Origin of the sequence: Streptomyces sp. NPDC021749 (assembly GCF_040640655.1) — a bacterium.
In the GTDB taxonomy this organism is placed as follows: domain Bacteria; phylum Actinomycetota; class Actinomycetes; order Streptomycetales; family Streptomycetaceae; genus Streptomyces.
This window is the reverse complement of sequence record NZ_JBFACE010000001.1, coordinates 185984-210078: the sequence shown is the minus strand read 5'-3', so window position 1 is coordinate 210078 and position 24095 is coordinate 185984. Positions and strand designations below refer to the sequence as shown.

Sequence of the window (24095 nt, the reverse complement as noted above, 5' to 3'; positions counted from 1 at the left end):
GACCTGCACCGCGACCCGCGGTTAGCGTCCGGGCCATGGCCCAACTCACCCGTCTCAGCAGTGCCGTCTGGCACCTTCCCTTCCCCGTCGGGCACGTGTACGTCGTCGCGCTCCCCGACGACGGCTTCGCTCTCGTCGACACCGGCGTCCCCGGTTCGGCGCCGGCCGTCCTGGACGCGCTCGCCCGGCTCGGCGGCCGCCCGGACCAGCTGCGGCAGATCGTGCTCACCCACTGCCATCCGGACCACATGGGTTCCGCGGCCGACCTGGTCGACGCCACCGGGGCCGAGGTGCTGGCCGGCGCACCGGACGCCCCGTACGTGCGCGGTACCGCCACCGAGCCCGCGCCCGTCCTCACCGCGGCCGAACTGCCGCTGCACGAGAGCATCATGGCGGGCTTCGCGGCCGCCGGGGTCCCCCCGCTGCGGCACGTCGCGGTCGACCGGGAACTGCACGACGGCGACACCCTCGACGGCTGGCCCGAGCCGGTCCGGGTGCTCGCGGTCCCCGGCCACACGCCCGGTGGGATCGCGCTGCATCTGCCCGCGAGCGGGCTGCTGTTCCCCGGTGACGTCATCGGCGCCTCCCCGGACGGCGACCGCGCGGTGCTCGGCCCGTTCAACGTCGCCCGGGAGCAGGCCGTGGCCTCCTTCCGGCGGCTGGCCGCGCTCGACGACGTCGCCACGGTGTGCGTGCCGCACGGCGGGCCGATCCGGGAGAACGCCCGGGAAGTGCTGGCCGCGGCCACCCCGGAGACGGACTGGCAGTAGGCGAGCGGGGGAACGTGCCCGGCCCCGCGCCAACGGTCTGGCAGTAGGCGAGCGGAGGCACGTGCCCGACCCCGCACCACCCGTCATCCCGACTCCCGGCCCCGCCCGTCACCCCGACTCCCGCCCCACCACCCCGAACGTGCCCAGCCGGTGGACCGCGGGGGCCCGGTCCGGTTCGCGGATGAGCGCGGCGACCAGGGCGGCGATCCGGTCCGGTGGGGTGAGCTTGGCGCGGACGCTGGTCAGGCGGGGGCGGAGCAGGCGGGCCAGCAGCAGGTCGTCCGCGCCGACCACTCCGATCTCGTCCGGCCCGGTGCCGACGGTGTGCCCGGCGTCCTGCAGGGCCCGCATCAGCAGCATCGCGTACTCGTCGTTGTAGGCGAACACCCCGTCCAGGCCCAGATCGGACCAGCGGGCCGCCAGTCGTGCCGCGGACTCCTCGGTCGGTTCCAGGTCGAGCGGGTGCACCGCGGCGCCGGACCGGCCGGCCGCCGCCTCCCGTACGCCCGCCAGGCGCGGCCCGGCGAAGTCCGCCAGGCCCGGATCGGCGGGCCGGACCACCCCGAGCCGGCGCCGGCCGCCGGCCAGCAGGTGCTCGCCCGCCCGCAGCCCGGCCTCCCGCTGGTCGAGCAGCAGGGCGTGGGCGCCGGGCGGCGCGGACGGCCCGTGGGTGAGGACCGCGGCGGTGCCCGCGCGGTGCAGCAGTGCGACCGCGGGGGCATCCAACGGCGGCCCGTGCAGCGCCAGTACGGCGGCCGGCCGCAGCTCGGCCCAGGCGCGGGCGGCCGCCATCGGCGTGGCGGCGGGCGCGCCGTGCAGCACACCGGTGTAGCCGAGGCCGTGCAGCGCGGTCTGGAAACCCGCCAGGAAGCGGGTGAAGAGCGGGCCGAAGGCCGGGACGGTGTCGGCGGGGGCGGCCAGCAGCACGATGCTCCCCCGTCCGGCCCGCAGGGTCCGCGCCGCGGCGTGCGGTACGTACCCCAGCTCCTCGGCGGCGGCCCGGACCCTGGCCTGGGTGCGGGCCCCGACCCGGCCCTCGGCCTGCCCGTTCAGGACGTAGGAGACCGTCGCGCGCGAGACCCCGGCGAGCCGGGCAACGGCCGCGCTGGTCGGGGGAGTCGGGGTGGGCCGGGGGCCGGCTGGGTCAGTCATCCTGCGGGGCATCCTCGCACAGGGGATTTGCCCGGCGGGCCCGGGCGCGGCTGGTTCCCCGCCACCGATGACACGTGTAACGTCGGCCGGGTGCGCCCGGTGCGGGACACCGGCCCGAGGGCGCCGCCACCGGAGCGCGGACGTACGGGAGAGAGGTACGGGCATGCAGCTGTACACCCACGAATGGGGCGCCGGCGGCCGGACCGCGGTGCTGGTCCACGGAATGATGTCCGACCACCGCACCTGGCACCGGGTCGGCCCGGCGCTCGCGGAACGGGGCTACCGGGTGCTCGCCGTCGACCTGCGCGGCCACGGCCGCAGCCCGCGCGGGGAGTACGGTGCCGAACTGTTCGCCGAGGACCTCGTGGAGACCCTGCCCGCCGCGCCCGAGGTCGTCATCGGGCACTCCCTGGGCGGCCTCGCGCTCTCCCTGGCCGTGGAGCGGCTGCGGCCGCGGCGCGCGGTCTACTGCGATCCGGCCTGGGCGCTGGGCCGGACCGGGCAGCCCGTCGACCCGGCCGTGTTCCTGCCGTTCAAGAACGCCGACCGCGCGATGGTGCGCGGCTTCAACCCGCGCTGGTCCGACGCCGACGTCGACATCGAGCTGGCGACGCTCGCCGACTGGGACACCGCGACCGCGCTCGCGCTGTCCGCCGAGCACCTCAAGGACCACATGCCGGAGAAGCCGGTGGTCCCCTCACTGGTGCAGATCGCGGGGGAGGGGTTCTTGTTCACGGACGAGGCGGCCGCCGAACTCACCCGGCGCGGTTTCGAGGTGCGTACCGTGCCCGGCGCCGGCCACACCATCCACCGCGACGACTTCGAGGGCTTCCTGACGGGGCTGGAGGGCTGGGTCTAGCCCGCCGCAAGGGCATGACCGGCTGTCAGGTGTCGCAGTCCAGCAGCGTCTTGCACAGTCCGCACCGGGCCTGCAGCCGTCCGCGCACCGGCAGGCGAAGGCGCTGGTGGCAGGCCGGGCAGGCGAACGACACCCGCAGCGGTGCCGGCCCCTCGAAGACGTAGTCGTCCCCGCCGGGGCCGGACGGCCGGCCGGACCGCGCAGGATCCCGGGCCGCCCGCCGGTCCTTGGCGTAGCGGAGCCGGGCGGTCCACCCGGCGGCGGCCAGCGGCGGCCGGCGCAGGTCCTGCCGGGCCCGCGCCGCGCCCGCGGTGTACGCGTCGTACGCCTGCGGGCTGGTGAACCACGGCGCCGGGTCCTCGCCGAAGAACGCGGCCCGCTTGGCGAGCACGTAACCGAACTCCTCCGGCGTCAGATAGCCGAGCTTCTGCGAGAACGGTCCGTGCTCGCGGTAGGCGTCCAGCAGCAGCCAGCCCGCGCCGAGGTAGGCGGCGGCGGTGTCGGTGAGGATCTCGTTGTCGCGGGTGCCGGGGAACGACAGGTCCAGGCGGTGCAGGTAGACGTGCATCACCTCGTGCGCGAGCGCGGCGCCGATGTCCTTGCGGTGGGTGCGGAAGCGGTCGTTGAGCTCGATGAAGTACTCGGGCCCGGCGGTCAGTTCGACGTTCGCGGCGTGCTCCATCTCGCGGAAGCTCACCACGATCCGCGCATCGGGCAGATGCAGCTGCCGTACCAGTGCACGGGCGATCCGCTGGGCGCCCAGATGCAGGTCCTCGGCGTCGTCGAAGGCCACGTCGACCGGCAGCACGCTGGTGCCGAAGGTGCTGACCGTGTCGTACGACAGCCGGGTGAACAGCGCGTGGACGGCCGAACGGACCGTGTCGAGATGGGGATAGCCGTGCTCGATCTCGCGCTTACCCGTCGTCATCCGGCCACTGTACGGCTCCGCCGGGAATGTCCGGTACGGCCCTGTGGGCGTGGCTCCCACGGGAGTTGGCCGGATGCGCACCCTTGTCACCCCGATCTGACACTCCGGATAATCACAGGGCGCTCCACGGACTCATCCCCCACTGGGTCCGGACGCCAAGCGGCGGGCTGTCGTCCTCCACATCGATCCATCGACGGCCACCTCGGGCTCCGGTGTTGGCATGGGCTCGTCAGCGACGTGCAACCCCCCACGAAAGGAAGCCCGTTGCGCAGCTACCGGAAGCTCCTCACCAGAACCACCGCCGTCGGCGCGGTCGCCCTGGCCGCCTTCAGCCTCCAGCCCGGCACCGCCTCCGCCGCCCCCGCACCCGACCCGTCCGGCTCCATACACACCAAGGTCGTCGGCGGCACCAAGGCCGACCAGGGTGAATTCCCCTTCATGGTCCGGCTGTCGATGGGCTGCGGCGGCGCCCTCTACGCCAAGGACATCGTGCTGACCGCGGCGCACTGCGTCGACGGCAGCGGCGACAACACCTCCATCACCGCCACCGCCGGCGTGGTGGACCTGCAGGACTCGGCGGCCGTCAAGGTCAACTCCACCAAGGTCCTGCAGGCGCCCGGCTACAACGGCAAGGGCAAGGACTGGGCGCTGATCAAGCTCGCCAAGCCGATCGACCAGCCCACCCTGAAGATCGCCGAGGACACCAAGCTCAACAACGGCGACTTCACCATCGCCGGCTGGGGCGCCGACAAGGAGGGCGGCGACCAGCAGCGCTACCTCCTCAAGGCGACCGTCCCGTTCGTCGACGACGCCACCTGCCAGAAGGCGTACGGCGACCAGCTCACGCCCGGCGACGAGATCTGCGCCGGCAAGCTGGACACCGGCGGCATCGACACCTGCCAGGGCGACTCCGGCGGCCCGATGTTCCGCAAGGACGAGGCCGGCAAGTGGCTCCAGGTAGGCATCGTCTCCTGGGGCGAGGGCTGCGCACGGCCCGGCAAGCCCGGTGTCTACTCCGAGGTGAGCACCTTCGCCGCGGACATCAAGAAGGCCGCGGGCGAGCTCGGCGGCTGAACCCGCACCACCCACGCACCGAAGGGCCCGGGGAGCGCTCCCCGGGCCCTTCGCCGCGCCCGGCCACCGGACCTCCGTCCTCGCCCCACCGGGACCTTCGTCCCCGCCCCACCGGGACCTTCGTCCCGCCCGGCCCGGGACCGAGCTCACCCTTCCGCCGGGGCTTGTGCCGCCGCCGATGACCGTACGACCCATGGGCGGGCCGCGCCCGGCCGCTTAGCGTGAACGGCATGACCAGCGACCGCCGTACCCGGCCCCCCGGCCCCGACCGCGACCGCCGCGCCACCGTCCTCGCCGCCCTCCTCCTCGCCGCCTCCGCCGCGGCCCTGGCCTACGTCCTGCTCGGCGGCCATCACGGCCCCGTCGAATCGCCCGTCGAATCGCCCGCCGGCACCGCCCGTCCGTCCCCTGCCCTGGGCTAGCCGCACCATCCGGACCGGCCACCGCCCCGGCCCCCGCCCCGCCGCCACATCTGTCCAACACCTCCCCCTCCTTTGTCCATAGGCGCGCGCCCCGCCCCCGCAGCACGCTGTCCGCCGACAGCCGGTGCCACACCAGGCAGCCACACCAGGCAGTGCCACGCCGAGCAGTGCCGCACGAGGGAGGACAGCGCGCGTGAACGAACAGACCGGTGCCCCGCGCGGGCCCAGCCGCAGAAAGGTCGTCGCCGCCACCGCGCTCGCCCCGGTCGCCGGCGCCCTCCCGCTCGGCACCCGCACCGCCGCGGCCGCGCCCCGCGCCGCGGAAGCGGTCCTGCGGTCCGACGCGCTGGAGGTCCGCGTCGACACCGCCTTCCCGCGCATCGTCTCCTACACCGACCGCGCCACCGGAGCCGTCCTCCACGGCCGGCACACCCCGGTCACCCAGGTCCTCGTCGACGGCACCGCCCGCACCCCCCGCGTCACCCACCGGGCCCGCACCGACCGCGCCACCTACACCCTCACCTTCGACGGCGGCACCACCGTCACCGTCGAGATCACCGTCCAGGACTGGCGGACCACCTGGCGGGTCACCCGCATCGCCGACACCCCCGCACTGCGCATCGGCACCCTCCAGATCCCCGGCCTCGCCCTGCTGTCCGTACGCAGCGACCAGCCCGGCGCGACCCTGCTCGCCGCCCGCATCCACCTCGACAAGGCCCAGAGCGGCGACACCCTCATCGAGGTCACCGACCACACCCCCGCCGAAGCCGCGCCCACCGGCTGCGCCTACGCCGTCGTCGCCACCGACCGGCTGGCCGCCGGCATCGAGACCAACACCGTCTACGACAAGCCCACCGGCGCCACCACCTGGGAGAACGGCCGGCTGTGGCGGCAGACCGTGCAGGGCGACGGCTTCATCGCGGCCACGCTCACCCCCGGACAGTGGACCCACCGTGCGGCCGGCCAGCCCGTCGGGGCCACCGACCCGCTGCCGTACGCGACCGTCATCGTCACCCGCGACCGCAACGGCGACGGCCGCACCGACTGGCAGGACGCCGCGATCGCCCTGCGCGACATCATGGTCGTGCCGCTGGGCGCCGACGACCAGCACCTCCGCGTCGTCCCGCACATCCCGTTCAACTTCGCCAGCCAGGCCACCAACCCGTTCCTCGCCACCCTCGACCACGTCAAACGGATCGCCCTGGCCACCGACGGACTACGGCAGTTCACCCTCCTCAAGGGCTACCAGTCCGAAGGCCACGACTCCGCCCACCCCGACTACGCCGGCAACTACAACGAACGGGCCGGCGGCCTCGCCGACCTCAACACCCTGCTGCGCGCCGGAAAGAAGTGGAACAGCGACTTCGCGGTACACGTCAACGCCACCGAGTCCTACCCCGTCGCGCACGCCTTCTCCGAGCAGCTCGTCGACAAGGACGACAAGCAGTGGGACTGGCTCGACCAGTCCTACCGCATCGACGCCCGCCGCGACCTGGTGTCCGGCGACATCGCCCGCCGCTTCGCCCAGCTGCGCAAGGAGACCGACCCCGCCCTGACCACCCTCTACCTCGACGTCTTCCGGGAATCCGGCTGGAACTCCGACCGCCTCCAGCGCCATCTGCGCGACCAGGGCTGGCAGATCGCCACCGAATGGGGCCACGGCCTGGAACGGTCCGCCCTCTGGTCGCACTGGGCCAACGAGACCGACTACGGCCCCGACACCTCCCGCGGCATCAACTCCCGGCTGATCCGCTTCCTGCGCAACCACCACAAGGACGTCTTCGCCGACAAGTGGCCCACCCTCCTCGGCAGCGGCCGCATGGGCAACTTCGAGGGCTGGGCCGGCAAGACCGACTGGCCCGCCTTCTACGCCATCATCTGGACCGACGCGCTCCCCGCCAAATACCTCCAAGCCTACCCGATCAAGACCTGGACCGACCACGAGATCACCTTCGAAGGCCCCACCCGCACCGCCGTCACCGACACCGGCGGCACCCGCCGGATCACCACCGACGGCCGGCTGGTCTACGACGGCGGCAGCTACCTGCTCCCCTGGGAACCCCGCCGCGCCACCGACCCCGGCAAGCTCTACCACTACAACCCCCGTGGCGGCACCACGAGTTGGGACCTGCCCCGCGGCTGGGCCACCGCCACCACCGTGCACGCCTACCGGCTCACCGACCAGGGCCGCACCCGGCACACCCGGCTGCCGGTCCGCGGCGGCCGGATCACCCTCACCGCCGAGGCCGGCGTGCCCTACGTCGTCCACCGCGACCCGGCACCCGCCCAGGCCGGCCCCCACTGGGGCGAAGGCACCCCGCTGACCGACCCCGGCTTCCACTCCGGCACCCTCGACGCCTGGCGGACCACCGGCCCGGCCACCGTCGAGACCAACGACCGCGGCGACCACGAACTCGTCATCGGCGCCGGCCCGGCCGCCCGCGTCGCCCAGAACCTCACCCGCCTCGCCCCCGGCACCTACGCCGCCTCCGTCCAGATCGAGGTCGGCGCCACCCCCGGCGAACGCCGCCGCGCCGCCCTGGAGATCCGCACCGCCGACGGCATCACGGCCACCAACTGGACCGACACCTCCACCGCCGGCAACTACGTCGCCGCCGACCGCAAGTCCGGCACCCGCTTCCAGCGCCTCTTCACCCACTTCACCGTCCCCGAAGGCGGCGGCCCCACCACCCTCGCCCTCACCGCCGCGGCCGGAGCGGCCCGCATCCGCTTCGACAACGTCCGCGTCGTCCCCGCCACCCCCACCACCAAGGAGGGCGCCCTCGCCTACGAGGACTTCGAACACGTCCCCCAGGGCTGGGGCGTCTTCGTCAAGGGCGACGCCGGCGGCAGCACCGACCCCCGCACCCACATCGCCCAGCGGCACGCCCCGTACACCCAGGCCGGCTGGAACGGCAAGGCCGTCGACGACGTCCTCGACGGCGGCCAGTCCCTCAAGTCCCGCGGCGAGAACCCCGGACTGGTCTACCGCACCGTCCCGCACACCGTCCGCTTCACCCCCGGCCACCGCTACCGCGTGACCTTCCGCTACGCGAACGAACGCGCCGGCCAGTACGCCTGGATCACCGCCGCCGACGACCCCGCGCCCCGCGAACTGACCCGCACCCCGCTCCCGGTCGCCACCCGGCCCACCACCCACACCTACGAGTTCACCGCGCCCGCCACCGGCGAGACATGGGTCGGGCTGCACAAAACCGGCGACGACGGAACCGCGGAGTTCGTCCTGGACTCTTTCGAGGTGCACCAGGTGTAGCCAGCCGTGGGGGCGGGTCGGTGCGCCCCCACGGCCTCAGCCCCACGGCCTCACCCACCCGCGGCAGGTCACCCCACCGCGGGACCCAGACCGGGCGCCCCGGCCCCTTCCCCCACAGCGACCGGGGCGCCCTCCCACTCCCACACCAGCACCTCGTTGCGGCCCGCCCGCAGCACCGGCCCCGGCACATACAGCGCATGCTGCGGCCCCACCGCCCGATAGCGGCCCAGACAGAACCCGTTGACCCACACGAACCCGTGCACCCAGCCCGGCAACACCACCTCCGCGTCCCCCGGCCGCCCCGCCACCGTCACCACCCCCCGGTACAGCCCCGCCCCGCCCGCCGCCCGCGCCACCGGCCCGAACGGCACCCTCTCCAGCGCCCCCGGCTCCTCCAGCGCATCCAGCCGCAGCCCCCGCGACCGCACCCCGTGCAGGAACTGCCGCTCGTGCAGCAGCCCGCCCGTGATCCCCTTCGACTCACCCAGCCGCGGCCCGTAGTTGACCCGCCCCAGCGACTGCACCCACACCTCCACCGACGCCGGCCCCGCCACCTCCCCGACCACCGCGTCCTCGCCGTCCACCACCGCCCGCCGCACCCCGTCCACATACACCACCGCCCGGTCCCGCAACCCCCGCAGCCGCAGCGGATACCCGCCCCGCGGCCCCGGCACCGCCACCCGGTAGCGCACCAGCCCCCGGTCCACGCCCAGCTCCTCGAACGTCGCCGGACCACCGCCCGCCACCTCGGCCCCGCCCAGCGCGTCCAGCACCGCCGCCGCCGGCGCCCACTCCGAAAGCTCCACCACCGCCGGCGACGCCAGCACCGGCAACGGCTCCGGCACCTCGGGCAGCGGCCCCTCGGCCCACTCGGCCAGCACCTCCCGGAACAGCCAGAACTTCTCCGTCGGCCGCCCCCGCTCGTCCACCGGCGCCCCGTAGTCGTACGACGTCACCGTCGGCAGCAACGCCCCGTCGTGCAGCTCACCCGCCCGGTTCGCCCCCGCCCACCCGCCGAAACTCGTCCCGCCGTGCGCCATGTAGACATTCACCGAGGCACCGCACTCCAGGATCTCCCGCAACGCCCCGGCCGCCTCCTGTGCCGCACGCGGCTCCGGCGCCCGCCCCCAGTGCGCGAACCATCCGCACCAGAACTCCGTGCACATCAACGGCCCCGCCGGCCGGTGCCGCCGCAGCGCCGCGAACGCCTCCCGCGCCCCCCTGCCGAAATTCACGGTGGCCGGCACCCCCGGCACCGCACCACCCGTCAGCATGTGGTCCTCCGGCCCGTCCGACGTGAACAGCGGCACCTCCACCCCGAGCCCCCGCAGCCGCCCCACGATCCACTCCAGATACCGCGCATCACTCCCGTACGAGCCGTACTCGTTCTCCGCCTGCACCATCACCACCGGACCACCCCGCCCGTCCGGCCCCGCCACCGTGCACTGCCGCGCCACGACCTGCGGCAACAACCGCCCGAACCACTCCTGGACCGCCCGCCGGTACACCGCGTCCCACGTCCGCACCCGCGACCCCAACGGCCCCGTCAGCCACTCCGGCAGCCCGCCGTTCTCCCACTCCGCGCAGATGTACGGCCCCGGACGCACGATCGCCCACATCCCCGCCGCCGCCACCGCGTCCAGGAACCGTCCGGGCGCCTCGACGTCCCGGAACTCCCCGGGCCGCGGCTCGTGCAGATTCCACGGCACATAGGTCTCCACACAGTTCAGACCCATCGCCTTCAGCATCGCCAGCCGGTGCCCCCACTGCGCCTCGTGCACCCGGAAGTAGTGCAGCGCCCCCGACAGCAGCCGCACCGGCCGCCCGTCCAGCTCGAAATCCCGCTCACCCACCGCGAACCGCGCCACCACGCCCCCTCCCGGGCCATCCGCGCACACCCGGCCGGGCCGGCCGGCCCCGCACGGGCACGCTCACCTCACCGAGCACCCTCGCCCTCTGGCGGCCCGCCGGTCCATGGACAAAGATCGGCGTTGTTTGGACGGAAGCGGTCAGGGCACGTCCCCGGATCAACCAGATGCGAACGACCCGGAAGACACCGCCCGGTACGGAGCGACGGGAGACCCGGCGTGTACCACACCTGGATGCGCTACTTCACTCCGAGCCCGGCCCACCACCGGCTCGGCCTGGTCTGCCTCGGCGTCGGCCTCCAGCACGGCACCCTCCCCCCGGTCGGCCCCCGCACCCTCGACCACCACGTCGCCCTCGTCATCCGCGCCGGCCGCGGCTGGTACAGCACCCCCGACGGCCACCGCCACACCCTCACTGCCCCCGCCCTGATGTGGATCCTCCCCGGCGTCCCCCACCACTACGGCGCCGACCCCGACACCGGCTGGGACGAAAGCTTCGTCGACTTCACCGGCCCCGCCACCACCACCTACACCGAACTCGGCTACATCGAACCCGACCGCCCCGTCGTCCCCCTCGCCGACACCGGCCCCGCCCGCACCGCCATCGGCAAGATCACCCGCGCCGCCCGCCGCGGCAACCCCCTCCTCGAAGTCGAAACCGCAGCCGCCGTCCACGAACTCCTCGTCGCCCTGCGCCGCGCCCGCGCCGACACCGACGCCGACGGCCACCCCGTCCTCGCCGCCCTCGCCCGCGACGCCTTCCTCCCCCTCTCCGTCGCCGAACACGCCGCCCGCCACGGCATGACCCCCGCCGAACTCCGCACCGCCGTCCGCCGCGGCGCCGGCTGCAGCCCCAAGGACTACCTCCTCGGCATCCGCCTCGGCCGCGCCAAGGAACTCCTCGTCGGCACCGAACTCCCCGTCGCCGCCGTCGCCCGCCGCGTCGGCTACGACGACCCCGCCTACTTCAGCCGCCTCTTCACCCGCCGCGTCGGCACCGCCCCCGTCCGCTTCCGCGACCGCCAGGTCACAAGCGTCCCCGGCGGCTGGTCCACCCAGATCCCCGACCCCGACGACCCACCCCTCGTCGGCTGACCCCGCCCCGCCCGCCGCCCTCGGCAAACCCCCGTGCGCCGCCGACCGACCGTACGGCAGCATGGCCACCATGCCCCAACTGCAGCGCGACGAGGCGCAGACCCGAGCCCGCCACATCGACGTCCACCGCTACGACATCGCACTCGACCTCACCCAGGGCGACGAGCGCTTCGGCTCCCGTACGGTCATCCACTTCACCGCACGCACCGACGGCGACACCTTCGTCGAACTCCGCCCCGCCGAGCTGCACACCGCCACCCTCGACGGCCGGCCCCTCGACCCGGCCACCCTCGACGACAACCGCCTCCCCCTCACCGGCCTCACCGCCGGCCCCCACGAACTCCGCCTCCACGCCACCATGCGCTACTCCCGCACCGGCGAGGGCATGCACCGCTTCACCGACCCCGCCGACGGCGAGGCCTACGTCTACACCCAGCTGTTCATGGAGGACATCCAGCGCGTCTTCGCCGCCTTCGACCAGCCCGACCTCAAGGCCGTCTTCGCCCTCACCGTCCAGGCCCCGGAAAACTGGACCGTCCTCGCCAACGGCATCACCGAACACCTGGGGGAGGGCCACTGGAAAGCCGCCCCCACCCCCCTCATCTCCACCTACCTCGTCGCCGTCGCCGCCGGCCCCTGGCACTCCGTCCGCACCGAACACGCCGGACTGCCCTTCGGCATCCACTGCCGCCGCTCCCTCGCCCCCCACCTCGACGCCGACGCCGAGGAAATCCTCGACCTCACCCGCCGCTGCTACGACCGCTACCACCAGATCTTCGAGGAGCCCTACCCCTTCGACTCCTACGACCAGGCCTTCGTCCCCGAATTCAACGCCGGCGCCATGGAGAACCCCGGCCTGGTCACCTTCCGCGACGAATTCGTCTACCGCTCCGCCGTCACCGACACCGAACGCCAGACTCGCGGCATGGTCATCGCCCACGAAATGGCCCACATGTGGTTCGGCGACCTCGTCACCCTCCAATGGTGGGACGACATCTGGCTCAACGAGTCCTTCGCCGAATACATGGGCTACCAGGTCCTCTCCGAAGCCACCCGCTTCACCGACACCTGGACCGACTTCGCCGTCGCCCGCAAGGGCTGGGGCTACGACGCCGACCAGCGCCCCTCCACCCACCCCGTCGCCCCCGCCCCCGACGACGTCCCCGACACCGCCTCCGCCCTCCTCAACTTCGACGGCATCTCCTACGCCAAGGGCGCCTCCGCCCTGCGCCAACTCGTCGCCTGGATGGGCGAGAAGGACTTCCTCGCCGGCATCAACGACCACTTCGCCCGCCACCGCTTCGGCAACGCCACCCTCGCCGACTTCATCGACTCCCTCGCCCGCGCCACCGACCGCGACGTCCACACCTGGGCCGCCCGCTGGCTGCGCACCACCGGCGTCGACACCCTCACCCCCGTCGTCGGCGGCACCGACGGCCACTGGAACCTCACCGTCGAACAGACCGGCAGCCAGGACGGCACCCGCCCGCACCGCCTCACCGTCGGCCTCTACGACCCCGACCCGCACACCCCCGGCCGCCTCGTGGCCCGCACCCCCCTCATCCTCGACGTCCCCGACGACCCCGCCCACACCGGCACCGGCCGCCGCCCCGCCCTGCTCCTCCTCAACGACCAGGACCTCACCTACGCCAAGGTCCGCCTCGACCCCGCCTCCTGGGACACCGCCCTCGCCGCCCTCTCGGGCCTGCCCGACCCGCTCACCCGCGCCGTCGTATGGAACGCCGCCCGCGACATGGTCCGCGACGGCGAACTCGACCCCACCGCCTACCTCGACGCCGCCCGCGCCCACCTCCCGCACGAAACCGACCTCGCCATCCTCCAGGGTGTCCTCGCCTTCGCCCGCACCCAGATCGCCGACCGCTACCTCACCCCCACCGCCCGCCACACCGCCCTGACCACCCTCACCGCCCTCAGCCGCGACATACTCCGCCGCACCGAAGGCCCCGAACACGGCACCGCAGCCGGGCTCCGGCTCACCGCCGTCCGCGCCTTCATCGACAGCGCCACGACCCCTGAAGGCCTCCAGGACTGGCTCGACGACGGCAGCGTCCCCGGCGGCCCCCACCTCGACCCCGAACTGCGCTGGCGCATCCTCGGCCGGCTCGCCACCCTCGGCGCCGCACCCGCCGCCGAACTCCACGCCGCCATCGACACCGAACTCGTCCGCGACCCCAGCGCCACCGGCCGCGAGGGCGCCGCCCGCTGCCGCGCCGCCCTCCCCGACCCCGCCGCCAAACAAGCCGCCTGGGACGCCCTCTTCACCACCGACGAGGACACCGCCCTCTCGAACTACCTCTTCACCGCCACCGCCACCGGCTTCTGGGCCCCCGAACACCACGACCTGCTCCGCCCCTACGTGGCCCGCTACTTCGCCGAGGCCCCCGACCTCGCCGCCGCCCGCGGCGCCGCCCTCGCCGAGGCCGCCGGCCGCTACGCCTTCCCCGCCACCTTCGTCGACGCGGAAACCCTCCACCTCGGCGAAACCTGCCTCACCGACGGCAACCCCACCCCCGCCCTCCGCCGCAAACTCATCGACCAACTCGACGACTTGAGGCGGGCGTTGAGGGTCCGGGGCGCATTCGGGGGGCCCGAGGCGGGGGAGCCCGAAGTGGGGGAGCCCGGTCGCGGGGATTCCGCCACGGGGTAGTCCTCAAAGCCGGGGAGCCCCGCCACGGGGACTCCGCCACAGGGTAGTTGCCGAAGCCGGGAAGCCCGGCCGAGGGGATTCCGCCACCGGGGGTGCCGCCACGGGGGAGTCCCCACCCGGGGACTCCCCGCCCGGGTCCCGGCGAGTCCGCCCGGGTGGCCGTTCCCCCCGGAATACCGCTCCGTCAGCCCGCGTTGTGGACTCGTAGGGGGCCTTCCCGCCCCCTACGGGTAACCCCCTCCGAGTTCCGTTCGAGTTCCGTTCGCCCGGCCGCACGCCCACCCCGCCGCGGGGGTCACCGCCCCCGGGAACCCGCCCCGGCGGGACCGCCCCGGGCACACCAACCCCCGCGTCTTCCGCCGGGAACCCCTATCCCTTACCCGCCCGGAATACCGACCCCTGACCCGCCCGGAATACCCGCCCCCTGACCCGGCGTTATGGCCCGCAAGGGGCCCTCGCGTCCCCTACGGGTAACCCCTACGGGATCCGTTCCCACCCCCGGCGCCCCGCGCCCCACCCTTCGGCGCCCCCGCGCCCGGCGCCCGCTCCCCGCCCCGCGCCCCCCCGGCCCCCCGCCCCACCCCCACAACTCCCCCCGGGCCACCCCCTCCACCGCACCCGAACACCTGCGGTACACCCGTACCACTTACGGGTGGTATGACCGCGACCGGTGGATACGCGCCGTACAGGGAAAGTAACTTAGGGCCGCCTAAACGGCTCGTCCGCACCCGGACCGACCAGGCACACGCCCCAACCCTCCCTGACAGAAGAGCACATCCATGTCTGTGCCCCCTGCCGGCACCGCCCTCGCAGGCGGCACCCACGGCCCCCGCGCACTCCGCCCCCTCCTCGACACCGTCCTCGACGCCCTGACCGCCGGTGCCGAGGACCGCGCCGGCCCCCTCCCGCCCGGCGGCCCCGACACCGTCGCCCGCGCCGTGCACGACGCCTGCCACCCCCTCCTCCCCGACCACGGCACCGGCCCGCACGCCGCCCTGCGCACCCTCGTCCACACCCTCGCCGCCGGCGCCGCCGACCCCGCCGACCCGCACTGCGCCGCCCACCTGCACTGCCCCCCACTCGCCGTCGCCACCGCCGCCGACCTCGCCGCGGCCGCCCTCAACCCGTCACTCGACTCCTGGGACCAGGCCCCCGCCGCCTCCACCCTCGAAGCCCTCACCAGCCGCGCCCTCGCCGCCCTCGTCTACCCCCAGACCCCCGAACCCGACGCGCTGATCACCACCGGCGGCACCGAATCCAACCAACTCGCCCTGCTCCTCGCCCGCGAAGCCACCCCCACCCCCGGCCGCCCCCACACCGGCCCCCTCCAGATCGTCTGCGGCGCCAACGCCCACCACTCCATCCACCGGTCCGCCTGGCTCCTCGGCCTCCCCGAACCCCTCACCCTCCCCACCCCCAACGGCATCCTCACCCCCGACACCGTCCACACCTGCCTCGCCAACCTCACCGGACACTCCGGACCGGTCCTCCTCACCGCCACCGCCGGCACCACCGACTCCGGCGCCATCGACCCCCTCCCCGACCTCGCCGACCTCGCCGACCACCACGGCGCCCGTCTCCACATCGACGCGGCCTACGGCGGCGCACTCCTCTTCAGCAACACCCACCACACCGCCCTCACCGGCCTCGCCCGCGCCCACACCGTCGCCCTCGACCTGCACAAACTCGGCTGGCAACCGGTCGCCGCCGGCCTCCTCGCCGTCCCCGACCCGAGCGCGCTGGCCCCCCTCACCCACCAGGCCGACTACCTCAACGCCGACGACGACACCGCAGCCGGCCTCCCCGACCTCCTCCACCGCTCACTGCGCACCACCCGCCGCCCCGACATCCTCAAAATCGCCGTCACCCTCAAAGCCCTCGGCCGCCACGGCCTCGGCGAACTCGTCAACCGCACCCTCGCCGCCGCCCAGACCCTCGCCGACCTCATCGAGGACCACCCCCGCTACGAACTCCACTCCCGCCCCACCCTCAGCACCGTCCTCTTCCGCCCCACCGGCGCCGACGACTCCGCCCTCGCCACCATCCGCCGCACCCTCCTCACCGACGGCCAGGCCGTTCTCGGCCGCGCCACCACCCCCACCGGCCTCTGGCTCAAGGCCACCCTCCTCAACCCCCACACCCAAACCGGAGACCTCACCACCCTCCTCAAACTCGTGGAAGGCCGCATCCCCCGATGAGCAGCACCCCCGAAACCCCCGTCACCCACCCGGCCACCCCCGACGAGCCCCTCGACCTCGCCGGCATCGGCATCGGCCCCTTCAACCTCTCCCTCGCCGCCCTCGCCCACCCCCTCACCCACCTCCGCACCGCCTTCTACGACCAGCGCCCCGCCTTCCACTGGCACCCCGGCCTCCTCATCGACGGCGCCACCCTCCAAGTCCCCTTCCTCGCCGACCTCGTGACCCTCGCCGACCCCGCCAGCCCCTGGAGCTTCCTCAACTACCTCAAGACCCGCGAACGTCTCTTCCCCTTCTACTTCGCCGAGCGTTTCCACATCCACCGCGCCGAATACGACGCCTACTGCCGCTGGGTCAGCGAAAACCTCCCCACCCTCCACTTCGGCCACCAGATCGACGCCGTCCGCTGGAACCCCGAACGCGAGATCTTCGAGATCGACTACACCCACCTCGGCACCGACGGCGAAGCCGAAGCCCTCGGCCGCACCCACGCCCGCAACCTCGTCCTCGGCATCGGCACCACCCCCCACGTCCCCGTCCCCCTCCGCCCGCTCGCCGACGCCCCCGCCGTCCCCGTCCTCCACTCCGCCGACTACCTCGACCACCGCGACCGCCTGCTCGCCGCCGACCACCTCACCGTCATCGGCGCCGGCCAGTCAGGCGCCGAAATCTTCCTCGACCAGCTCCGCGCCCGCCCCGTCGGCCGCGAAGGCCTCCACTGGCTCGCCCGCACCCCCGCGTTCGCGCCCATGGAATACAGCAAACTCGGCCTCGAACACTTCACCCCCGACTACACCCGCTACTTCCACGCCCTGCCCGAACGCGTCCGCGACGACCTCGTCCCCGCCCAGTGGCAACTCCACAAGGCCATCGACCACGACACCCTCGCCGCCATCCACGACGAGCTCTACCGCCGCACCCTCCACGGCGGCTGGCCCGACGCCACCCTCACCCCCGGCGTCTCCGTACGCACCGCCGGCCGCGTCGGCACCACCAAGGTCGAACTTCACCTCGACCACATCCAGCAAGGCAGCCGCTCCCGCCTCACCACCGACGCCGTCGTCCTCGCCACCGGCTACCGCGAACGCCGCATGGACACCCTGCTCGCCGCCCTCGACCCCTACATCCGCCGGGACGCCGCCGAACGCCCCCGCATCGACGCCCACCACCGCATGGTCCTCGACCCCACCGTCACCGGGTCCCTCTACGTCCAGAACGCCGAAACCCACACCCACGGCGTCGGCGCCCCCGACCTCGGCCTCGCCGCCTGGCGCAGCGCCACCATCCTCAACAACCTCACCGACACCACCCCCTACCCCCTCCCCACCCGCACCGCCTTCACCACCTTCGGCCTCCCGCAACCCCCCACCCCCCACACCCGCGCCATCCCCACCCAAGGCAGCACCCTCGTCCCACGCCACTAACAGCAGGGCGCGGCGGCGCCCCCGGCACCGCCGCACCCTCCGTCGCCCCCACCGTCCGGCCGCTAGAACACCGGCACTTCGTCCCGCACCAACCGCCGGTCCACCGACGCGAACACCGACGGATCGATCTCCTTCTTCCCGCAAGCGTGTTGTGCCGGCCCTTCTCCCGCCGCACCCGCGACACCAGCGTCGAGATCTTCGCCAGCCCCCCATCGTTGTGGTCCGCGTCGTCGAATTCCGCATCCGTGGTGTAGTCCCGGTTGAAGACGTTCCCGTGCAGATCCGTCGTCCTCATCACCGTGCACGCATACCGCTCCGGCCGACGACCACGACCGTGCCCGCGCTGCCCCACCGGCCCCGCCGCCGCGGCCGCCGGTGCCCCCGCAGCCCCCGCGAGCGCCGCCCCGGCCCCGTCACCACAGAACTCCCCACGAATGTCCTACGGTCGAGCGGCATCCCAACTCCCCTGAACCCACCGGGACAAGCGCCACCACAAGCCGTGGCAACGCGCGTAGATTCTGGTTCTGGCCCCGGCCGCTCCTACGCCAACACCCCCGGACGACTGGAACCCCACGATCCGCCCCCGGATGTGCAACCCTGCGCCCACCGCACCCACCCACACCCCACCCCCCCCGAGGAGCCACCCATGACCGACCCCAACCCCCTGCCCTACGGCACCCCCGACACCCCCCGCCTCGCCGTACGCGGCGAAGCCACCCTCGAAGTCGACCCCGAAATCGCCCGCATCGCCGTCACCGTCGCCGCCCGCGGCACCGACCGCACCGCCGCCCTCACCGACCTCACCCGCCGCAACGAACAAGCCCTCACCCTCATCAAGAGCTACCCCGACGCCCTCGAAAAGCTCGAAACCGGTGCCTTCAGCCTCACCCCCGAACTCACCGACAAAGGCCGCCACGAACGCATCCGCGCCTACCGCGGCCGCGTCACCCACACCGCCACCCTCACCGACTTCACCACCCTCGGCGAACTCACCACCCGTCTCGCCGACCTCGACCTCACCCGCGTCGACGGCCCCTGGTGGGCCCTCCGCCCCGACTCGCCCGCCCACCGCGCCGCCCGCACCCAAGCCGTCCACGAAGCCGTCCAACGCGCCCGCGAATACGCCGAAGCCCTCGGCGCCCGCCTCGACGCCCTCCTCGAAATCGCCGACCTCGGCGCCGAGAACACCGCCCCCGCCGCACCCGCCATGCGCTCCTTCGCCGGCTACGGCGGCGCCCCCGCCCAGGAAAGCGCCCCCGCCCTCGACCTCGAACCCCAACGCCAAATCGTCTACGCCAGCGTCAACGCCCGCTTCACCATGACCCGTCCCGCACTCTGAGACGCCACCGCGCGAGGGCGAAATTCCGCTCATCGGAGCGCCTTCGCGCGCATTCCAATACTTGTCAACAGCCTTTCACCAAGCGCTCGTTGAGCAGTCACTTACTTACAGTTCCCTACCGCCGGGTAAGTCATAGGGTCGAAACATGCGCCGAGCAAAGATCGTCTGCACTCTGGGACCCGCCACCGACTCGTACGAGCAGATCAAAGCCCTCGTCGAAGCCGGAATGGACATCGCCCGCTTCAACCTCAGCCACGGCACCTACGCCGACCACGAAGCGCGATTCGACCGGGTCCGCAAAGCATCCGAGGAAACCCGCCGCAGCGTCGGCATCCTCGCCGACCTTCAAGGCCCGAAGATCCGACTCGGCCGATTCCGCGAAGGACCCGTACTTCTCGAACGCGGCGATGAGTTCACCATCACCGTCGAACCCGACACCCAGGGCGACCGCCACCTCTGCGGCACCACCTACCCCGGCCTCGCCGCCGACGTCACCACCGGCGAACGCATCCTCGTCGACGACGGCAAGGTCACCCTCCAGGTCGCCGAAGTCAACGGCCCCCAGGTCCGCACCGTCGTCATCGAAGGCGGCATGATCTCCGACCACAAGGGCCTCAACCTCCCCGGAGTCGCCGTCTCCGTCCCCGCCCTTTCCGAAAAGGACCAGGACGACCTCCGCTGGGCCCTCCGCTACGGCGCCGACGTCATCGCCCTCTCCTTCGTCCGCAACGGCCGCGACATCGAAGACGTCCACCGCATCATGCGCGAGGAAAACCGCTTCCTCCCCGTCATCGCCAAGGTCGAAAAACCCCAGGCCGTCGACAACATCGACGACATCGTCGCCGCCTTCGACGGCATCATGGTCGCCCGCGGCGACCTCGGCGTCGAAATGCCCCTGGAAACCGTCCCGATCGTCCAGAAGCGCGCCATCAAACTCGCCAGGCGCAACGCCAAACCGGTCATCGTCGCCACCCAGATGCTCGACTCGATGATCGACAACTCCCGCCCCACCCGCGCCGAAGCCTCCGACGTCGCCAACGCCGTCATCGACGGCACCGACGCGGTCATGCTCTCCGGCGAAACCAGCGTCGGCAAATACCCCACCGAAACCGTCAAGACCATGAGCCGCATCGTCGAGGCCGCCGAGGAAGACCTCCTCGCCAAGGGCCTCCCGCCGCTCACCGAGGCCAACAAGCCCCGCACCCAGGGCGGCGCCGTCGCCCGCGCCGCCGCCGACATCGGCGACTTCCTCGGCGCCAAGTTCCTCGTCGCCTTCACCCAGTCCGGCGACACCGTCCGCCGCCTCTCCCGCTACCGCTCACCCATCCCGCTGCTCGCCTTCACCCCCGACCCGGCCACCCGTTCCCAGCTCAACGTCAGCTGGGGTGTGGAGACCTTCCTCGGCCCCACCGTCAACTCCACGGACGAGATGGTCGCCCAGGTCGACGAGCAACTCCTCAAGATCGGCCGCTGCCAGAAGGGCGACCTGGTCATCATCACCGCCGGCTCCCCGCCCGGCGTCCCCGGCTCCACCAACCTCGTCCGCGTCCACCGCATCGGCGAATCCGACGCCACCAACTAGCCCCACCCGCACGAGATTCCCGCTGGGCCGAGGTACCTGACTGCCGTCCCTGTCAGTACTTCGGCCCGATGTGTCGGTCCATGAGGGCCACGGAGGCCTTGCGGGCTACGGAGATGTTCTCCGCCCTGCGTGCCTGGTGCGCCGTCTTCCACTCGACGCCGACCTTGTCGAGGGTGTCGGTGTAGAGACGGATGATGTCGGTCGACATGTTGGTGAAGAAGTACCGCGGGTACTCGTAGCGCCTGCGCTTGCCCCCGACCATCCGCGTCGTCCAGTTGGTGATCCGACACCCGTCGGAGTGGATCAGCCCGCGGATGAACTCCCAGGGGTGCTCGTCCACGATCTCCTGCTGCCAGGGTTCGAGAGCGATCCGCCGCTCGTGCTTCTTGCCGGGGCCGTGCTGGGGGAAGAGGCACGGCCAGTGGTGGCTGTAGCTCGTCACCATGACGCATCCTTCGCGCTGGATGATGCACACGCTGTTCATGGGGCGGACCGCCTTCACCGCCGCGCGGCACGCCACGATCAGGCCGGGCCACGCGTCCGCGCAAGCGATGCGGAGCGCATATCCGCGGTTCCGGGGCTGCTTGCTGAGGCACCCGTCGCCCAGGTAGAGGCCGAGCAGATAGGCGTAGGCCTCGGCGGGCGCCGGTGGTCGTGGCTCGGGTTCGCATCGCGGACATTCCGTCGCGCGGGAGAGCGGCTCGATCCTGGTCTGCCAGGAGCGGATGGCGTACCGGGATATGCCGGTCTGCTTGCTTACGGAGGTGAGGCTGCGGCCTTGGGCGACGAGGGCCAGGGTCTGCTCGCGCGTACTGCGGTCGTACATGCATGCGAGCTTGCCGCGGGGATGATCCATGGAGGGGCGTCCGAGCTGATGTTCGCCCTATCGAGCGAACTTCGTGAAAGCTCAGGTGACCTTGGAATCGAAGGTAAAGTGCCCCGGGTCGGATTCGAACCGACACTGTATGGGTTTTGAATCCATTGCCTGCTGCCAATTGGGCTACCGGGGCCAGCGGATCCAAGGTTCGTGCCTACCTGCTGTGGGACCACCCTACAGGAGATAGGTAGGCTCATGGGGCACCACCTGACCGGAATGAGGAGTCCCGTGAGCGCCGCCGAGCCCGAGCAGCCCGTCGCCGATGACGATCAGTCGCACGTTCCGCCGCTGACCACGCGCGTCGTGATCGCGGAGGACGAGGCCCTCATCCGTCTGGATCTCAAAGAGATGCTGGAGGAGGAGGGCTACACCGTCGTCGGCGAGGCCGGGGACGGGCAGACCGCCGTGGAGCTGGCCCGGGAGCACCGTCCGGACCTGGTGATCCTGGACGTGAAGATGCCGGTGCTGGACGGTATCTCGGCGGCCGAGAAGATCGCCGAGGAGAGCATCGCGCCGGTGCTGATGCTGACCGCGTTCTCGCAGCGTGAGCTGGTCGAGCGGGCGCGGGACGCGGGTGCGATGGCGTATCTGGTGAAGCCGTTCTCGAAGAGCGATGTCGTGCCGGCGATCGAGATGGCGGTGAGCCGGTTCACCGAGCTGAAGACGCTGGAGAAGGAGGTCGCGGACCTCACGCAGCGGCTGGAGACGCGCAAGCTGGTGGACCGGGCGAAGAGCATTCTGCAGACGCAGTACGGGCTGACCGAGCCGGCTGCCTTCCGGTGGATCCAGAAGACGTCGATGGACCGGCGGCTGTCGATGCAGCAGGTCGCGGAGGCGGTCATCGAGGATGCCGAGGAGAAGAAGCAGCAGAAGAAGGAGCAGTAGCGCGCGCTGCGCTCTGTGTGTGCGGCCCCGTACCGGTGTGAACCGGTGCGGGGCCGCATGCGTGTGGGGTCAGTCCTCGCCGAGGTAGGCCTTGCGGACGGATTCGTCGTGGAGGAGGTGCTGGCCGGTGCCGGAGAGGGCGATCCGGCCGATCTCCATGACGTGGGCGTGGTCGGCGAGGGTGAGGGCGGCCTGGGCGTTCTGTTCGACGAGGAGGATGGTGGTGCCTTGTTCGCGGAGGTCGCGGATGGTGTCCATGATCTTCTTCATCATGATCGGTGAGAGGCCCATGGAGGGTTCGTCGAGCATGAGGAGTTTGGGGCGGGACATGAGGGCGCGGCCCATGGCGAGCATTTGCTGTTCGCCGCCGGAGAGGGTGCCGGAGGCTTGTTTGCGGCGTTCTCCGAGGATGGGGAAGAGGTCGTAGACGCGCTGGATGTCTTTGTCGATGCCTTCTTTGTCCTTTCGGAGGAAGGCGCCGAGTTGCAGGTTTTCCTCGATGGTGAGGCGGGGGAAGAGGTGGCGGCCTTCGGGGGAGTGGGCGAGGCCCAGGGCGACGATTTTGTGGGCGGCTGTTCCGGTGAGGGGTTTTCCGTCGAAGGTGATTTTTCCGCTGCTGGGCTTGAGGAGTCCGGAGAGGGTGCGCAGGGTGGTCGTTTTTCCGGCGCCGTTGGTGCCGATGAGGGTGACGACCTGACCGGTTTCGACGGTGAAGGAGATGCCTTTGACGGCTTCGATCTTGCCGTAGGCGACCCGGAGGTCTTCGACCTCTAGTAGTGCGGTCACGGGGCTTCTCCCTTGGTGGTGCCGGGGGTGCTCGGGGTGTCCGCCGCGTCGGCCGTCGTGTCCGCTGCCGCGCCGGCGACCGCTTCGGCGGCGGCGACCTCGGCCGCTTCGGCTTCTCCGGGGGCGCCTTCGAAGGGTTCACCGAGGTAGGCGGCGATGACGCGTTCGTCGGCCTGGACGGTGTCGGAGGTGCCTTCGATGAGTTTTTCGCCCTGGACGAGGACGGCGACGCGGTCGCAGAGGTTGAAGATGAAGCGCATGTCGTGCTCGATGACGAGGACGGCGATGCCTTTGTCGCGGATGGCGTGGACGAGTTCTTCGGTGGCGCGCGTTTCCTGGGGGTTCATGCCGGCGGTGGGTTCGTCGAGGAGGAGCAGGCCGGGTTCGGAGGCGAGGGCGCGGGCGATTTCCAGTTTGCGTTGTTCGCCGTAGGGGAGGTTGCGCGCGAGGTGGTCGCGTTTGTGGGCGAGGCCGATGAATTCGAGGAGTTCTGTGGCGCGTTCTTCGCTGGTGCGTTCGGCCTTTTTGAATCCGGGGCTGCGGAGGAGCGCGGACCAGAGTCCTTCCTTGGTGCGGGTGTGGCGGCCGACGAGGACGTTTTCGAGGACGGTCATGTTGGCGAAGAGGCGGATGTTCTGGAAGGTGCGGGCGATGCCGGCTTTGGTGACGAGGTGGGGTTTGGGTGGGAGGACCGTGCCTTGGTAGGAGACGGTGCCTTCGGTGGGGATGTAGAGGCCGGTGAGGCAGTTGAAGAAGGTGGTTTTGCCGGCGCCGTTGGGGCCGATGAGGCCGACGATTTCGCGGGGGTGGACGGTGAGGTCGACTCCGCGTACGGCGGTGAGTCCGCCGAAGCGCATGGTGACGCCGTCGGCGCGGAGGACGGGGTCGTCGTCG

Annotated in this window: 18 protein-coding genes, 1 tRNA gene and 1 pseudogene; 12 read left to right on the top strand and 8 right to left on the bottom strand. The window is 72.2% G+C overall.

Annotated elements, in window-relative coordinates:
- The first annotated feature begins 35 nt into the window (after positions 1 to 35).
- Positions 36 to 770 (top strand): MBL fold metallo-hydrolase, encoded by a 735-nt coding sequence (locus AB0G35_RS00940; RefSeq protein WP_360941552.1) that lies wholly within the window; start codon positions 36 to 38, stop codon positions 768 to 770.
- Positions 771 to 878: 108 nt separating this feature from the next.
- Here the strand turns inward: AB0G35_RS00940 and AB0G35_RS00935 are convergent, their stop codons facing one another.
- Positions 879 to 1922 (bottom strand): LacI family DNA-binding transcriptional regulator, encoded by a 1044-nt coding sequence (locus AB0G35_RS00935; protein ID WP_360941549.1) that lies wholly within the window; start codon positions 1920 to 1922, stop codon positions 879 to 881.
- 163 nt (positions 1923 to 2085) lie between these two features.
- Between AB0G35_RS00935 and AB0G35_RS00930 the strand changes: the two genes are divergently transcribed.
- On the top strand, positions 2086 to 2781 hold the full coding sequence (locus tag AB0G35_RS00930) for an alpha/beta hydrolase (protein ID WP_360941546.1): 696 nt from the start codon (positions 2086 to 2088) through the stop codon (positions 2779 to 2781).
- Positions 2782 to 2806: 25 nt separating this feature from the next.
- Here the strand turns inward: AB0G35_RS00930 and AB0G35_RS00925 are convergent, their stop codons facing one another.
- Entirely contained in the window at positions 2807 to 3709 is a 903-nt protein-coding gene (locus AB0G35_RS00925; protein WP_360941543.1) for a hypothetical protein, read from the bottom strand.
- Positions 3710 to 3973: 264 nt separating this feature from the next.
- Here AB0G35_RS00925 and AB0G35_RS00920 point away from each other — a divergent pair, with 264 nt between their 5' ends.
- The 3 genes from AB0G35_RS00920 (at position 3974) to AB0G35_RS00910 (ending at position 8479) form a co-directional block, all read left to right on the top strand.
- Positions 3974 to 4783: a serine protease gene (locus AB0G35_RS00920; protein ID WP_360941540.1), complete on the top strand. Its 810-nt coding sequence runs from the start codon at positions 3974 to 3976 to the stop codon at positions 4781 to 4783.
- 230 nt (positions 4784 to 5013) lie between these two features.
- Entirely contained in the window at positions 5014 to 5205 is a 192-nt protein-coding gene (locus AB0G35_RS00915) for a hypothetical protein (RefSeq protein WP_360941537.1), read from the top strand.
- A gap of 193 nt (positions 5206 to 5398) precedes the next feature.
- Entirely contained in the window at positions 5399 to 8479 is a 3081-nt protein-coding gene (locus AB0G35_RS00910) for an endo-alpha-N-acetylgalactosaminidase family protein (protein ID WP_360941534.1), read from the top strand.
- 68 nt (positions 8480 to 8547) lie between these two features.
- Here the strand turns inward: AB0G35_RS00910 and AB0G35_RS00905 are convergent, their stop codons facing one another.
- Positions 8548 to 10347, bottom strand: a complete 1800-nt coding sequence (locus tag AB0G35_RS00905; protein WP_360941531.1) for a beta-galactosidase family protein — start codon at positions 10345 to 10347, stop codon at positions 8548 to 8550.
- 219 nt (positions 10348 to 10566) lie between these two features.
- On the opposite strand from AB0G35_RS00905, the gene AB0G35_RS00900 reads away from it, so the two are divergent.
- The 4 genes from AB0G35_RS00900 to AB0G35_RS00885 all read left to right on the top strand — a co-directional run bounded on the left by AB0G35_RS00900 (position 10567) and on the right by AB0G35_RS00885 (position 17732).
- Positions 10567 to 11442 carry an AraC family transcriptional regulator gene (locus AB0G35_RS00900; RefSeq protein ID WP_360941528.1) on the top strand — a complete coding sequence of 292 codons (876 nt, stop codon included), beginning with the start codon at positions 10567 to 10569 and terminating at the stop codon, positions 11440 to 11442.
- A 70-nt stretch (positions 11443 to 11512) separates the two neighbouring features.
- A complete protein-coding gene (gene pepN / locus AB0G35_RS00895) occupies positions 11513 to 14110 on the top strand; it encodes an aminopeptidase N (RefSeq protein WP_360941525.1) in 2598 nt (865 codons plus the stop codon).
- 779 nt (positions 14111 to 14889) lie between these two features.
- On the top strand, positions 14890 to 16308 hold the full coding sequence (locus AB0G35_RS00890) for a pyridoxal-dependent decarboxylase (RefSeq protein WP_360941522.1): 1419 nt from the start codon (positions 14890 to 14892) through the stop codon (positions 16306 to 16308).
- On the top strand, positions 16305 to 17732 hold the full coding sequence (locus AB0G35_RS00885; protein ID WP_360941519.1) for a SidA/IucD/PvdA family monooxygenase: 1428 nt from the start codon (positions 16305 to 16307) through the stop codon (positions 17730 to 17732). The genes AB0G35_RS00890 and AB0G35_RS00885 overlap by 4 nt, the downstream gene beginning before the upstream one ends.
- A gap of 142 nt (positions 17733 to 17874) precedes the next feature.
- Here AB0G35_RS00885 and AB0G35_RS00880 read toward each other — a convergent pair.
- A pseudogene (locus AB0G35_RS00880) lies at positions 17875 to 18188 on the bottom strand (bifunctional metallophosphatase/5'-nucleotidase); the annotation flags it as partial.
- Positions 18189 to 18378: 190 nt separating this feature from the next.
- Here AB0G35_RS00880 and AB0G35_RS00875 point away from each other — a divergent pair.
- Both AB0G35_RS00875 and pyk read left to right on the top strand, forming a co-directional pair.
- Positions 18379 to 19071, top strand: coding sequence for an SIMPL domain-containing protein (locus AB0G35_RS00875; protein WP_360941516.1), 693 nt, complete (start codon positions 18379 to 18381; stop codon positions 19069 to 19071).
- A gap of 145 nt (positions 19072 to 19216) precedes the next feature.
- Positions 19217 to 20653: a pyruvate kinase gene (gene pyk, locus AB0G35_RS00870; protein WP_360941513.1), complete on the top strand. Its 1437-nt coding sequence runs from the start codon at positions 19217 to 19219 to the stop codon at positions 20651 to 20653.
- Positions 20654 to 20705: 52 nt separating this feature from the next.
- Here the strand turns inward: pyk and AB0G35_RS00865 are convergent, their stop codons facing one another.
- Both AB0G35_RS00865 and AB0G35_RS00860 read right to left on the bottom strand, forming a co-directional pair.
- Positions 20706 to 21479, bottom strand: coding sequence for a transcriptional regulator (locus tag AB0G35_RS00865; protein WP_360941510.1), 774 nt, complete (start codon positions 21477 to 21479; stop codon positions 20706 to 20708).
- 109 nt (positions 21480 to 21588) lie between these two features.
- Positions 21589 to 21663, bottom strand: a tRNA-Leu gene (locus tag AB0G35_RS00860).
- Positions 21664 to 21758: 95 nt separating this feature from the next.
- On the opposite strand from AB0G35_RS00860, the gene AB0G35_RS00855 reads away from it, so the two are divergent.
- Entirely contained in the window at positions 21759 to 22415 is a 657-nt protein-coding gene (locus AB0G35_RS00855) for a response regulator (RefSeq protein ID WP_030816052.1), read from the top strand.
- Between the two features lie 69 nt (positions 22416 to 22484).
- Here AB0G35_RS00855 and AB0G35_RS00850 read toward each other — a convergent pair whose 3' ends face one another.
- Both AB0G35_RS00850 and AB0G35_RS00845 read right to left on the bottom strand, forming a co-directional pair.
- The gene (locus tag AB0G35_RS00850; protein WP_360941506.1) at positions 22485 to 23201 is read right to left on the bottom strand and encodes an ABC transporter ATP-binding protein; all 717 of its coding nucleotides are present in this window, start codon (positions 23199 to 23201) and stop codon (positions 22485 to 22487) included.
- A complete protein-coding gene (locus AB0G35_RS00845) occupies positions 23198 to 24058 on the bottom strand; it encodes an ABC transporter ATP-binding protein (protein ID WP_360942058.1) in 861 nt (286 codons plus the stop codon). The genes AB0G35_RS00850 and AB0G35_RS00845 overlap by 4 nt, the downstream gene beginning before the upstream one ends.
- Positions 24059 to 24095: the final 37 nt, after the last annotated feature.

Excerpts from the sequence above, each read along its gene's own strand:
- AB0G35_RS00940 (WP_360941552.1), top strand. The coding sequence starts at position 36 with ATGGCCCAACTCACCCGTCTCAGCAGTGCCGTCTGGCACCTTCCCTTC.
- AB0G35_RS00935 (WP_360941549.1), bottom strand. The coding sequence starts at position 1,922 with ATGACTGACCCAGCCGGCCCCCGGCCCACCCCGACTCCCCCGACCAGC.
- AB0G35_RS00930 (WP_360941546.1), top strand. The coding sequence starts at position 2,086 with ATGCAGCTGTACACCCACGAATGGGGCGCCGGCGGCCGGACCGCGGTG.
- AB0G35_RS00925 (WP_360941543.1), bottom strand. The coding sequence starts at position 3,709 with ATGACGACGGGTAAGCGCGAGATCGAGCACGGCTATCCCCATCTCGAC.
- AB0G35_RS00915 (WP_360941537.1), top strand. The coding sequence starts at position 5,014 with ATGACCAGCGACCGCCGTACCCGGCCCCCCGGCCCCGACCGCGACCGC.
- pepN (WP_360941525.1), top strand. The coding sequence starts at position 11,513 with ATGCCCCAACTGCAGCGCGACGAGGCGCAGACCCGAGCCCGCCACATC.
- AB0G35_RS00890 (WP_360941522.1), top strand. The coding sequence starts at position 14,890 with ATGTCTGTGCCCCCTGCCGGCACCGCCCTCGCAGGCGGCACCCACGGC.
- AB0G35_RS00885 (WP_360941519.1), top strand. The coding sequence starts at position 16,305 with ATGAGCAGCACCCCCGAAACCCCCGTCACCCACCCGGCCACCCCCGAC.
- AB0G35_RS00875 (WP_360941516.1), top strand. The coding sequence starts at position 18,379 with ATGACCGACCCCAACCCCCTGCCCTACGGCACCCCCGACACCCCCCGC.
- pyk (WP_360941513.1), top strand. The coding sequence starts at position 19,217 with ATGCGCCGAGCAAAGATCGTCTGCACTCTGGGACCCGCCACCGACTCG.
- AB0G35_RS00865 (WP_360941510.1), bottom strand. The coding sequence starts at position 21,479 with ATGTACGACCGCAGTACGCGCGAGCAGACCCTGGCCCTCGTCGCCCAA.
- AB0G35_RS00845 (WP_360942058.1), bottom strand. The coding sequence starts at position 24,058 with ATGCGCTTCGGCGGACTCACCGCCGTACGCGGAGTCGACCTCACCGTC.